Origin of the sequence: Streptomyces sp. NPDC058464, from assembly GCF_042721035.1 — a bacterium.
Taxonomy (GTDB): domain Bacteria; phylum Actinomycetota; class Actinomycetes; order Streptomycetales; family Streptomycetaceae; genus Streptomyces.
In genome coordinates this window covers 38247-50258 of sequence record NZ_JBHXMA010000021.1, presented here as the reverse complement: position 1 = coordinate 50258, position 12012 = coordinate 38247, and the positions used below count along the sequence as shown (strand labels likewise).

Sequence of the window (12012 nt, the reverse complement as noted above, 5' to 3'; positions counted from 1 at the left end):
CCGGGTAGGTCCTCCCCATGACCCAGCCCATGACCCAGCGGCCTCTGCTCCTCCTCGACGTCGACGGCCCCCTCAACCCCTTCCGGGCCCGGTTCCTGCAGCACCGCGGGTACGTGACCCGCAGGCTGCACCCCGCCAACTGGTCGGCCCGTCAGCGGCCCGGCTCCCGCAGGCTGCGCCGGGGGCTGCGGGTGCGGCTGCATCCGGGGCACGGGGCCCGGCTGCTCGCACTGCCGTACGAGCTGGCCTGGGCCACCACCTGGATGCATGAGGCCAACGAGATGATCGGGCCGGTCGTCGGGCTGCCCGAGCTGCCCGTCATCGAGTGGCCGGAGCTGTTCGCGAAGGATCCGGACGGCCTGTACTGGAAGACGCGGACCGTCGTTGCGTGGGCGGCCGGCAGGCCGTTCGTGTGGGTGGACGACATGGTCACCGAACTCGACGTCCGCCACGTCGCCGAGCACCACGACGGCCCCGCACTGCTCCTTCCGGTGGATCCGCGGCACGGCCTGCGGGCGCGTGAGTTCGCCGAACTGGAACGGTGGGCTCTTAGCCTCTGACGTATGGCTGATGTCTTCCTCGTCCGGCACGGTGAGACCGAGTGGTCGCGGTCCGGACGGCATACCGGGTGGACCGACGTGCCGCTCACCGAGCACGGCAGGGACGAGTCGCGGCGGCTGGTGCCGTCGATCCGCTCGCACCGCATCGGTGCCGCCTTCGTCAGCCCGCTCCAGCGGGCCCGCGAGACCGCCGAGCTGATCGGGGTGCCCGACGCCCGGGTCGACGCCGACCTGCGGGAGTGGGACTACGGCGGCTACGAGGGCGTGACCACCGTGGAGATCCAGCGCACCCAGCCCGGCTGGTTCCTGTTCACGGACGGGGTGGCGCCCGGTCCGCCGGAGCATCCCGGGGAGAGCCCGGAGCAGGTCGGGGAGCGGGCCGACCGGATGCTGGCCAAGGTCGAGGCGGCCCTCGCCGACACGGAGGGGGTCGTACTGCTCGTCGCCCACGGGCACTTCCTGCGCGTCCTGACCGCCCGCCGCCTCGGCCTGCCGCCGTCTGCCGGCGCCCTCTTCCAACTGGCGACCGGGACGCTGTGCCGGCTGGGCACGGAGCACGAGCGGCCGGTGATCGCGGGCTGGAACATCCGGCCCGGCGGATAGCGGGACCGCGTTGTCAGTGCCCGGCCGTAACCTTCGAAGAAGGGATCAGGACCGCGCTCGACGCCGGGGAGGTGTGCACCGTGACCCGACCGCCCACCGCCGCGCAGCGGCGGGTCATCGACGCCGCCGACCCGGTCACCGGACGGCTGCGCGGCACGGAGGCGCAACTGGCGGCGCTGGTCGGGCGCGGGCTGGCCTTCCGGCACCCGCGCCCGCCGCACGACCACTTCCTGACACCGGCCGGGCATCGGATACGGGAGGCTCCGGAGCCCCTGACCGCGACGGAACCCCGGGCCACGACGGGTGCCGAGCCGACCGGGGGCTTCGCCGCGCGGGTCGGCGGGGAGGACGCGGCCGACGCCGGGCCCGCCCGCGCCCGCGAGGTGCACAGCGCCTGGCAGGGGCTGCTCGAACTGCGCCGGATGACCAATCCCGACGGCGCCACGGACCGGCCGTGCGGCTGGGAGCGTACGCATCTGGTGCGGGCCGCCGCACTCGCCCTGGAGGCGGCCGGGCAGCCGCCCGAGGGGCCGGACACCCCCGGGTACCGGGTACGGGCCACCCCGCAGCCGGAGGCGGTCGCGGTGTACGCGCCGGCGGGCGAGCCGCTGCTGGCGTGCGCGGCCACCCTGGAGCGGGCGGGCTGGCAGACCGGTGAGTACACCGAGCCCCGGAGCAGACGGCGCTATCTGCTGGCATCGCCGCGCCGGGTGTGACCCTCGTGTCAGGATGCCGACGAAGGATCAGTGCGTCGTACACGAGAAGGGGAAGTCGTGAGCGAACCGTATTCCGTCCGCGTCACGGTCCGTGGTTACGAGACCGATGTGCAGGGCCATGTGAACCAGGCGGTGTACATCAACTACGCCGAGCACGCCCGCTGGTCGCTGCTCCAGGCGGCCGGGGTCACGCAGGCCGAGCTCATCGGGCGGGGCGTGGGACCGGTGGGGCTGGAGACGACCATCCGTTACAAACGGGAGCTGCTCGCCGGTGACGAGGTCGATGTGACCTGCGCGTTCGAGTGGAGCGGCGGCAAGACGTTCCGGGTGCTCCAGAAGATCACCAAGGCGGACGGCACGCTGGCCGCCGAGGTCGACGCGGTCGGCGGGCTGCTGGACCTGAAGGCCCGGAAGCTGGTCGCCGACCCGCGTGAGGTCTTCAAGGAACTCACCTCGGACCCGGAGCTGTTCGGGTTCTGAGAGCCGGCGGGCCCGTCGGTTCCGATCCGTCTACGCGTCGAGCAGTTCGGGCTGGTGCTCGGCGTCGTAGGCCGCCCGCGCCTCCGCGATGTACCCGCGGTTGCGCTCGGCCCAGTCGGTCAGCCCCAGCAGGGTCTCGTGCAACTCCAGCGCCACCGGGGTGAGTCCGTACTCCACCCGTGGCGGCACGGTCGGGTACACGGTGCGGGTCACCAGCCCGTCGCGCTCCAGGTTGCGCAGGGTGAGGGTCAGCATCCGGCGGCTGATGCCCTCGATGCCGCGCTCCAGTTCGGTGAAGCGGATGGGCCCGTGCGAGGCCGCGACCAGGATCTGGACGCTCCATTTGCCGGCCACCCTGTCAAGAACCTCACGGACCGGGCAGGCGTGCGCGTTCACGACCTGGGCGGTTACATCGGTGTTCCTCTGGGACATCCGACTGCCTCCTTACGCCGACTCCCATGGTCACCCACGATGTCCTCCGTTACAAGTCGTGCACCAAGGGACCGGTACCCGGTTCCGCCGATGAACACGGAGGCCACAGCGCCATGACGGCTGCCACCACGTCACCGACGCGCACACGGCAACGAACGTACCCCCGCCGGGCATCTCTCGCCATCCTGTGCGCGGGGGCCCTCATGACGATCCTGGACGGCACCATCGTGACCGTCGCACTGCCCGCGATCCAGACCGACCTGGGCTTCTCCGGGGCGGGGCTCGCCTGGGTGGTGAACGCGTATCTGATCCCGTTCGGCGGACTGCTTCTCCTGGTGGGCCGAATGGGTGATCTGCTGGGCCGCAAGCGGATGTTCACGGCCGGGCTCGCCGTGTTCACCGTGGCCTCCGTGCTGTGCGGGCTGGCCACCAGCCAGGGGCTGCTGATCGCGGCGCGGGCCGTACAGGGCGTCGGCGGGGCGATGGCCTCGGCGGTCGTACTCGGCATGCTGGTCGCGCTCTTTCCCGAGCCGCGTGAACAGGCCTGGGCCATCGCGGTGTTCAGCGCGGTCGGGTCGGTGGGCGCCACGCTGGGCACCTTCCTCGGCGGGGCGCTGACCCAGGCGCTGAGCTGGCACTGGATCTTCCTGATCAACCTGCCGATCGGCGTCGTCGCCTGGCTGGCGGCGGTCCGGGTGCTGTCCCCGGAGCGCGGCGCCGGGCTCCGCGACGGCGCCGACTACCCGGGCGCGGCGCTGGTCACCGGTGCGCTGATGCTCACGGTGTTCGTCGTCGTGGGCTCCGCCGACCGCGGCACGGCCACGACCCTGCTGCTGACGGCGCTCGCCCTCGCCCTGTTCGCGGCGTTCACCGTCCGCCAGACGCGCGCCCGACGCCCGCTGCTGCGCCCCAGGCTGTTCCGCTCCCGGACGCTGACCGGCGCGAACGCCGTGCAGGTCCTGATGATCGCGACGATGTACGGCTTCCAGTTCATCGGCGCGCTCTACCTCCAACGGGTGCTGGGGTTCGGCGAGTTGGCCACCGGCCTGGCCTTCCTCCCGGCGCCGGTGGCGCTCGGGGTGCTGATGACGACCCTCTCCGCGCGGGCGATCGGCCGCTTCGGGGCGTACCGGGTGCTGCTCGCCGGGCTGGTGCTGATCAGCGGCGGCATGGCGCTGCTGAGCCGGGCCCCCGCCGACGGCTCGTACGCCGCCGATGTGCTGCCGCCCATGCTGCTGATGGCGGCCGGGTTCGCGGCCGCCATGCCCCCGCTGACCGGTCTCGCCATGTCGGGCGCCGCCGAGGAGGACGCCGGCCTGGCCTCGGGGCTGTTCAACACCACGCAGGTGGTGGGCGGTTCACTGGGCCTGGCGGTGCTGAGCACGCTGGCGGCGAGCCGCACCGCCGGACTGCTCGACCGGGGCGCGGAGCTGGTCCCGGCCACCGCGGAGGGCTACCGGCTGGCGTTCCGGGTGGCGACCGGGCTCGCGGTGGCCGCCCTGGTGCTGGCGGGGGCGGTACTGCGGCCGCGGAGCCGGTGAGGCGGGGTCTCGACGCCGCGCGCACCGAGCCCCATTGACCTCAACCCGTCGCACAGGGCCGCCCGTCGACCTCAGCCCACCTCGAAGAGCCCCTTGTTGTCCGCCGCCCAGGTCCGGAAGGTCCGGGCCGGCCGGCCCAGCACCTCGGCCACGTCCTCGGTGAGCACCGCGTTGCCCCCGGCGCGGACGAACGCCAGGCCGGTCAGGACACCGTCCGCCCGGGTCCCGTCCATGCCCCAGGCCGTACGGAGGAACGCGCGGGTCTCGTCCGGGGACAGGTCCCGGGTCGGCACCGGGCGGTCCAGGACCTCGGCGAGCACGGCGGCCTGGCCGGGGACGGTGATCGCCTCGGGACCGGTCAGGGTGTACGTCCTCCCCGCGTGCCCGGTGTCCAGCAGGGCCCGCACGGCCACCTCGGCGATGTCGCGCGGGTCGATCACGCCCGACGCGCCGTCCCCGGTCATGTTGGGCACCGGTTCGCCCGCGCGCAGGGCCTGGAGCCAGGTCAGCGTGTTGGAGGCGAACGAGGACGGCCGCAGCACCGTCCAGGCGAGCCCGCTGTCCCGCACGGCCCGCTCGCCGGCCACGTGCCACGACCCGGACGGTCCGGTGGCCGGGTCGCCGGTGGCGATGGCGGAGAGCTTCACGAGCCGGTCGACGCCCGCGGCCCGCGCCGCGGCGACCAGCGCCGCGTCCTGCCCCTCGTCGGGGCCGGGCGGCCGCAGCAGGAACACGGCCGTCGCCCCGGCCAGCGCGGCGTCCAGGGCTGCCGGTTCGCCGTACGCCCCGCGGACCGCCTCCACCCCGGCGGGCAGCCGTGCCTTCGCCGGGTCGCGGGTGAGGGCGCGCACCTTCGCACCGCGCCCGGCCAGTTGTCGTACGACGTCACGCCCGATGGTGCCCGTGGCACCCGTCACCAGAATCATGAGGTCCACGGTGGGCCCGCCGGGGCGCCCCGCTCTTGGAAATTCCGGCACGCTCCGCCCGGCCGGGCGCCGGCACCCGGCCGTTACGGTGGAAGGGTGCCGATGACCATCGCCGAGCCGCTGCCGACCACGCCCGAGGCGCTGCGCCCGTGGGTCGCGGAGGTGCGGACCATGTCCTTCACCGACCCGCCCGAGGGGACGTTCGTCCAGTTGCCGGACGCGGGGACCAAGGTGGTGCTGCGGGTGACCGGGGACGGGCGGCGTGACGTGCTGGCCGTCGGGCCGCGGGTACGGGCGGCGTACCACGAGGGGAAGGCCCATATCGCGTGTGCGGAGCTGCGCCTCGCGCCGGGAACCGCCCGCGCGCTGCTGGGTGTTCCGGCCGCCGGGCTGGTCGGCCGGGTGGTGCCGCTGGACGCCCTGCCGGGCGGGGTGGCCCGCCGGTTCGCGCGTGAGGTGCGGTGGCTGGATCCGCGGGAGGCGCTGCCCCGCATCGCCGAGGTGCTGCCCGGGCTGCTGGCGGAGCAGGCGGACCCGGCCCGGACAGCACTGCTGCGGGCGGGCGCGGCCGCGCTGTCGGTGCGGATGGACCGGACGCCCGCGCAGGTGCGGGACGTGGCCCGGGAACTGGCCGTGAGCGAACGCCAGTTGCGGAACCTGTTCAGCGACGGCGTGGGGGTCTCCCCGAAGCACTACGCCCGTATCGAGCGCGTCCGCACGGTCGCCGCCCGGGCGGGCAGCGCCGGCTGGTCCGAACTGGCCGCCGCCACCGGCTACTTCGACCAGTCGCACATGACGACCGACTTCCGTGCCCTGATGGGCGTACCGCCCCGCTCCTACTTCAGGGGCCGGCTGCCCGCGACGACCCCCTGCCAGGCGATCCGGCAGCCCTGAACCCGGACGCGCCGTCACGGTCCCAGGTGCCGGGCGTGACCCCCCGTTCCCGCAGTACCGCCTTGCGCACCTTGCCGGTCTCGGTGAGCGGCAGCTCCCCGACCGCCTCGATGTAGCGGGGAACGGCGAACGCGGGCAGTTCGCGGGCGCAGTGCCGGGCCAGGTCCGCCGGGTCCGGCAGGCAGCCGGGCCGCAGGACCACGGCGACCATCACCTCGTCCTCGGCCAGTTCGGAGGCGACCGGGAAGGCGGCGGCCGTGACGACCGCCGGGTGGGAGCGGACGGCCGCCTCCACCTCGTACGAGGAGATGTTCTCGCCGCGCCGCCGGATGACGTCCTTGATGCGGTCGACGAACCGGAACCAGCCGTCGGGCTCGCGGACCACGCGGTCGCCGGTCCGGCGCCAGGAGTCCGGGGCAGGTTCGGGGTCGCCCAGGTAGCCGGTGGCGAAGGCGAACGGGTGGTGACTGCGGACGAGGAGTTCGCCCGGGGTGCCGTCCGGTACGGGGACGAGGTCCGCGTCGACCACTCGCGCCCCGAAGCCCGGCCGGACGGTGCCCATGTAACCGGGCCGGTGGTGCTCGGGGGTGGAGCCGATGACGAGGTTGGTCTCCGTGGAGCCGAAGCCGTCGACGAGCGTGACGCCGAACCGCTCGCGGAAGGGCTCCCAGAGCGGGCCGGGCGTGGCCGGGGAGAGGCCGCGGCGCACCCGGTGCGCCCGGTCGTCCGGGCCGGGCGGCCGGGCGAGCAGCATGGGGACCATCGCGCCGAGCAGGTGGACGGCGGTGGCACCGGCGTCGGCCGCCTGCCGCCAGAACCGCGAGGCGGAGAACCGCTCGCCGATCACGACGCACGCGCCCACCGTCATCGCCTGGGCCAGGGTGTTCAGGGCGTTGGTGTGGAAGAGCGGGAGGCAGGTGAACAGCACGTCGTCGGAGGTGAGGCGCAGGGCGTCCGAGACCGTACGGCCCCACCACACGAACTGGGCCTGGGGGCAGCGGACGCCCCGGGGCGGGCCCGTGGTGCCGGAGGTGAAGAGGACGGCGGCGGTGTCCTGCGGGCGGACGGGGGCAGGGGGCAGCGGCGCGGCGCCGTCGGGGCGCGGAGGCAGGCCGATGACCTGGCCGGGGAGTGGGGGCAGCCCGATGTCCTCGCCGGGGAGTGGGGGCAGCCCGATGTCCTCGCCGGGGTGCGGGGGCACCGTCTCCCCCGCCGTCTCCCCCGCCGCCTCCCTCGCCGTCCACACCGTCCCCCGGTACCCGGCCTCGGCCGCCCGCCGCGCCGACTCGGGCTCGGCGTAAAGGAACCGGGGCCGCGCCTCCCGCAGGGCGTGTTCCAGCGACCGGCCGCGCAGTGCGGTGTTCAGCGGTACCGCGACCGCGCCCAGCCAGGCGCAGCCGAGGAACAGGTCCACGAGTTCGACCCGGTTTCCCAGCAGCGCCGCCACCCGGTCGCCCGGCCCGCAGCCCCGGGCCGCCAGCGCCCCGGCCGTCCGGGCCGCCGCCTCGCGGGTCTCGGCGTACGTCCGTGCCGTCCCGCCGAGGCGCAGGAACGGGCGGTCGCCGTACCGCTCGGCGGCCGCCTCGACGAGTTCCGGCACGGTCAGGCCGGTGGCGATCACTTCGACATCCCGGTGTCGTTCACCGCAACACCCCCGCGTCATAAAGGTATTGGATCCGTTCCGGGGAGTATCCCGCCACCTCGCGCAGCACCTCCTCGGTGTCGGCGCCGAGCAGCGGCGCGGGGGTGCGGACCGAGCCGGGGGTGCGGGTGAGCCGGATCGGCGGGCCTTCGTGGAGGAAGGCGCCGGCGGCCGGATGCGCCATGCGGGCGTAGAAGCCGCGCGCCCTCAACTGCGGGTCGTGTTCGACCAGTTGCCGCCCGTCCTGCACGGCCCCTGCGGGCACCCCCTGCTGTTGCAGCAACTCGGCGGCCAGGTCCGCGGGGAGCGTACGCGTCCACGTGCCGATCGCCTCGTCCACGAGGGCGCTGTGCCGCCTGCGGCCGGCGGCCGTCGCCCCCTCGGAGACCAGGTCGGGGCGTCCGATCACTCGGCACAGCGCCGCCCACTCCTCGTCCGAACGGACGCTGGCGGCGAGCCAGTTGTCCGCGCCCAGACACCGGTACACGCCCTGCGGACTCCACACCGGATGCGTGTTGCCGATCGGGGACCGCGCGGAGGTGAGCAGGCTGGTGCCCATGTGGGCCGCGATCGCCTCCAGTTGGGAGAGGTCGATGTGCTGCCCGCGGCCGGTCCGGTCCCGGTGCTCCAGAGCGGCGAGGGTGGCCAAGGCCGCCTGGAGTCCGGCCACGATGTCGCCGTGCCCGTAGATGACCCCGACCACGTCACCGGGCCCCCACCCGGTCAGGCCGGTGAGCCCCGAACTCGCCGAGACGGTGTCGGCGTACGACACCCAGCCCGCCCGCGGACCGGTGTGCCCCATGCCGGACATGCTGACGTAGACGAGCCGGGGGTTGATCTCGCGGAGGATGTCCCAGCCGAGGCCGAGCCTGGTCATGACCGTGGCGCTGAAGTTCTCGACGAGGACGTCCGAGGACGCGACGAGGTCACGCAGCACGGCGACGCCGTCGTCAGTGCGGGTGTCGAGGGCGAGGCTGCGCTTGTTGCGGTTGACCTCGTTGAAGTAGCCGTTGGTGTCCGGGTCGGTGTGGGGGCCGCGGGAGAGGTGCATGAAGGGCGCGAACCGGGTGGGGTCCGGGCGGCCGGCCGACTCCACCTTGACGACGTCGGCGCCGTGGTCGGCGAGGACCTTGGTGCAGTAGGGGCCCGCGAGGACCCAGGTCAGGTCGAGGACGCGGACGCCGTCGAGGGCGGGACGGGCGGAGTCGCCCTCCCGCACGGACACCGGGCGCCGCTCGGCGAGCAGGTTCTGGTCGGCGCCCGCCGCCGGGACGGTGAGAGAGGTGATCCGGTGCCCCTCGGGGAACGCGAACGGGAATCCGAGGTCGGTGCGGCCGTCGACCTCGGTGAAGAAGCCGCGCGCGACGAGTTGGGGGTTGTCCGGCAGTTCGGCCGGTACGTCGACGGCGGCCCAGGGCAGCTTGCGGTCCTGGGCGCGCTCCGCGAACCGCGCCTTCGGCCAGGTGCCCGCGAAGTCCTGGACGACCTTGAAGACGTGCTCCTGGTGCTTCTTCCGCTCGACCGGGTCCTGCCACCGGGACTCGGTGAGGTCCGCCTGCGCGCCCTGCTCGCACAGCCAGTCGAGCAGCGCGTCCCACATCCGCGGGCTGCCGCCGAGTCCCCCGCCCAGGTGGCCGTCGGCGGCCCGGAACAGCCCGTGCGGGACCAGCGGGTGCACCCGCCCGGGGCGGGACGGCACCCGGTCCTCGTGCAGGTAGGCGAGGGTGCCGGCCTCCAGGGCGGCGGCGACGCAGGCCTGCGCGGAGACGTCGGCGAGCTGTCCGGGGCCGCGCCGGCGCGCCCGCAGGCCCAGCAGGGCGGCGATCGCCGCGTTGACGCCCGCGAGGTGTTCCGCCTGGTTCTCCGGCAGGTGCAGGGGCGGGCCGTCGGGGTCGCCGACCTGGGCGAGCATCCCGCCGAGGGCGGCCACGACGAGATCGGTGCCCTGCCAGCCGCTGCGCGGGCCGACCAGCCCGAAAGGGGTCACCCGGACGTGGACCAGATGGTCGAGGCCGGTGGTGTCGGCGCCGTCGGAGGTGCCGTCCGGTGTGCCGTCCGGTGTGCCGTCCGGTGTGCCGTCGAGGAGGATGTCGGCGCCCGCGAGCAGGCGGCGCAGCTCGTCCGGCCCCGAGACGGTCACCGAACGCTTCCCGGCGTGCCAGTGGGCGAAGCCGACCGGGTCCTCCCGCCGGTCGGGGTGGCCCTCGGAAGGTTCGGCCAGGACGACCTCGTAGCCGACACCGACCAGCAGCCGGCCGGCGAAGCGGGTGAAGGGGCTGGTCAGTTCGACGACCCGCGGGGTTGCTGCTGCGCTCACCTGTCCTCCTCTCCTCCTGCCCGTCGGTCAGCCGTGCCGCTGGTTCAGGAATCCGTCGACCACGCTGTGGAAGTCGTACGGTCGCTCCTCCTGGAGGTGGTGGGAGGCCTCGTGCATCACGTGCAGGTTCCCCTTGGGGATCATGCGGGCGAGCATCAGCGGGTAGTCGGGGGTGAGGAAGGCGTCCTGCATGCCCCACATGAACAGCACGGGGGCCTGGATGGCGCCGAGTTCGGCGGTCAGGTCCTGCCAGTCGCCGCGCGGGTTGTCGGAGGCGCCGGCCAGTGCGGTCTCCTCGGGGTCGAGGCTCTGCTCGTGGCGCAGCCGTACCGTGCCCTCCGGGATCGCCTCGGGGTCGTACCACTCCAGGCGGGCCATCAGCTCGCGCATCTTGGTGAGGGACGGGCCGTCGCCGCCGTAGTAGACGTCCCGGGCGTTGCGGCCGCGGCGGCCGCCCTCCGGGAGCGGGGCGAGCGGGCCGTAGAAGACGGGCATGCTGCCGGTGACCACCAACGACCGGACGCGCTCGGGGTACTTGGCGGCCAGGTTCAGCGCGATGGTGCCGCCCCAGGAGTTGCAGACGAAGTCGGCCCGGTCGATCTCCAGGGCGTCCATCAGGGCCACGGTCTTCGCCGCGTGGTAGTCCCACATGGGGCCCTCGATGACGGGCTTCGCCGACCTGCCGTACTGCAGGATGTCGACCAGCAGACAGCGGCGGTCGGCGGCGAACAGCGGGGCGACCTGCCCGAAGTCCGACCAGCCGGTGCAGCCGGGGCCGCCGCCGTGCAGGAAGATCGTGGGGCTGCCCGTGCCCAGCTCGATGTAGTGGTACTTGACGCCGTCCGCCTCCGCGTAGGCGCCCTGCGGGGGCGCCTGGATGTCCATGAGATCCATGAGCGGATCGTGCCGGGCGGCCCGGGCGGGTCCAAGCGGGGCGGTCCGCTGAGTGGTCCGGGTCTGTGGCCGCAGGAGTGCCGGCCTCCCTAAGGTCCCCGGCATGCTGGATGTCGCTGAGGAAAGAGCCCAGGCGGCGATGGGCCACTGGGAGGCTCGCTCGCTGGGGGTCGTACGGGCCGAGGCGGCGGCCGAGTTCGCACGGGCCGCCGGGGACACCGCGCCCGCACTGGTGGATCCCGCGGACCCCGCCTTCGTGGTGCACCCGATGTACCTCGTCAGCCTGCTGCGACCCGAACCGGGCTCTGAGCCCGGCGAGTTGAGGCCGGACGGCATGTACCGCGACGAGGTGCCGGGCACCGACGGGCTGGACGTCCGGCTCATGGCCGGCGGTCAGGCGGTGCGCTGGGTCGGGGAGGTGCGGGTCGGCGACCGCGTCGAAGTACGCCGTGCGGTCACGGCTGTCGACCGGAAACGGCCGGATCTGCTCCTGGTCACCGTCGAGAAGACGTACGCCGCCGAACGCGGCCCCCTCGTCGAGGTCACGCTCATCGAGGTCACGGAGAGGTTCATCGTGCGATGAGACCGTGCGCCGAGGGGGACGTGACGACGGAGCTCGTGCCCGACGAGGTCATGTTGCTGCGCTTCGGCGCGGTCACCCGCAACACGCACCGCATCCACTACGACACCGACTTCGCCCGGTCGGAGGGCCTGGCCGGGCCGGTCGTCATGGCGCAGCTGCACGGCTGTCTGCTGCACCGGGCGGCCGCGGCCCACGCCGGGCCCACGGGACAGGTGCGTGAGGTGTCCTGGCAGAACCGGGCACCCGCCCACCCGGGCGACCGGCTCACGGTGACCGCCTCCGTACGGGGCGTGGACCCGGCCAGCGGTGAGATCACCCTCGATCTCGTCGAACACCGGGGTGACGGTGTCGTCTGCTGCCAGGGCCACGCCGTGGTCGTGCGCCGGGAACACGTACCGGACTGATCCGCTCGTCAAGAGGCCAT

Annotated in this window: 13 protein-coding genes; 8 read left to right on the top strand and 5 right to left on the bottom strand. The window is 73.9% G+C overall.

The annotated features are described in order from the left end of the window. Positions 1-29 precede the first annotated feature (29 nt). The 4 genes from ACFWPQ_RS26400 (at position 30) to ACFWPQ_RS26385 (ending at position 2359) form a co-directional block, all read left to right on the top strand. Positions 30-560: a hypothetical protein gene (locus ACFWPQ_RS26400; RefSeq protein ID WP_384039522.1), complete on the top strand. Its 531-nt coding sequence runs from the start codon at positions 30-32 to the stop codon at positions 558-560. A gap of 3 nt (positions 561-563) precedes the next feature. Next, positions 564-1163, top strand: coding sequence for a histidine phosphatase family protein (locus ACFWPQ_RS26395; protein ID WP_384039519.1), 600 nt, complete (start codon positions 564-566; stop codon positions 1161-1163). 80 nt (positions 1164-1243) lie between these two features. Further along, on the top strand, positions 1244-1879 hold the full coding sequence (locus tag ACFWPQ_RS26390) for a hypothetical protein (RefSeq protein WP_384039516.1): 636 nt from the start codon (positions 1244-1246) through the stop codon (positions 1877-1879). A 57-nt stretch (positions 1880-1936) separates the two neighbouring features. Then, positions 1937-2359, top strand: a complete 423-nt coding sequence (locus ACFWPQ_RS26385; RefSeq protein WP_384039514.1) for an acyl-CoA thioesterase — start codon at positions 1937-1939, stop codon at positions 2357-2359. 30 nt (positions 2360-2389) lie between these two features. On the opposite strand, the gene ACFWPQ_RS26380 is transcribed toward ACFWPQ_RS26385, so the two are convergent. Continuing rightward, positions 2390-2791 (bottom strand): winged helix-turn-helix transcriptional regulator, encoded by a 402-nt coding sequence (locus ACFWPQ_RS26380; protein WP_384039511.1) that lies wholly within the window; start codon positions 2789-2791, stop codon positions 2390-2392. Between the two features lie 113 nt (positions 2792-2904). Between ACFWPQ_RS26380 and ACFWPQ_RS26375 the strand changes: the two genes are divergently transcribed. Continuing rightward, positions 2905-4332 carry an MFS transporter gene (locus ACFWPQ_RS26375; protein WP_384039508.1) on the top strand — a complete coding sequence of 476 codons (1428 nt, stop codon included), beginning with the start codon at positions 2905-2907 and terminating at the stop codon, positions 4330-4332. A gap of 71 nt (positions 4333-4403) precedes the next feature. Here the strand turns inward: ACFWPQ_RS26375 and ACFWPQ_RS26370 are convergent, their stop codons facing one another. Beyond that, positions 4404-5267, bottom strand: a complete 864-nt coding sequence (locus tag ACFWPQ_RS26370; protein ID WP_384039505.1) for an NAD(P)H-binding protein — start codon at positions 5265-5267, stop codon at positions 4404-4406. 93 nt (positions 5268-5360) lie between these two features. On the opposite strand from ACFWPQ_RS26370, the gene ACFWPQ_RS26365 reads away from it, so the two are divergent. Continuing rightward, positions 5361-6152, top strand: a complete 792-nt coding sequence (locus ACFWPQ_RS26365; protein ID WP_384039865.1) for a helix-turn-helix domain-containing protein — start codon at positions 5361-5363, stop codon at positions 6150-6152. Here the strand turns inward: ACFWPQ_RS26365 and ACFWPQ_RS26360 are convergent. From ACFWPQ_RS26360 to ACFWPQ_RS26350, 3 genes are read right to left on the bottom strand one after another with little or no spacing between them, the layout of a single operon-like run. Further along, on the bottom strand, positions 6100-7773 hold the full coding sequence (locus ACFWPQ_RS26360; RefSeq protein WP_384039502.1) for an AMP-binding protein: 1674 nt from the start codon (positions 7771-7773) through the stop codon (positions 6100-6102). The genes ACFWPQ_RS26365 and ACFWPQ_RS26360 overlap by 53 nt on opposite strands. Before the next feature lie 19 nt (positions 7774-7792). Then, positions 7793-10111: a CoA transferase gene (locus ACFWPQ_RS26355; RefSeq protein WP_384039499.1), complete on the bottom strand. Its 2319-nt coding sequence runs from the start codon at positions 10109-10111 to the stop codon at positions 7793-7795. 27 nt (positions 10112-10138) lie between these two features. Continuing rightward, positions 10139-11005, bottom strand: a complete 867-nt coding sequence (locus ACFWPQ_RS26350; RefSeq protein ID WP_384039496.1) for an alpha/beta fold hydrolase — start codon at positions 11003-11005, stop codon at positions 10139-10141. A 103-nt stretch (positions 11006-11108) separates the two neighbouring features. Between ACFWPQ_RS26350 and ACFWPQ_RS26345 the strand changes: the two genes are divergently transcribed. Together ACFWPQ_RS26345 and ACFWPQ_RS26340 are read left to right on the top strand one after the other, a co-directional pair. After that, positions 11109-11588: a MaoC family dehydratase N-terminal domain-containing protein gene (locus tag ACFWPQ_RS26345; RefSeq protein WP_384039493.1), complete on the top strand. Its 480-nt coding sequence runs from the start codon at positions 11109-11111 to the stop codon at positions 11586-11588. Between the two features lie 20 nt (positions 11589-11608). Next, a complete protein-coding gene (locus tag ACFWPQ_RS26340) occupies positions 11609-11992 on the top strand; it encodes an acyl dehydratase (protein ID WP_384039490.1) in 384 nt (127 codons plus the stop codon). Positions 11993-12012: the final 20 nt, after the last annotated feature.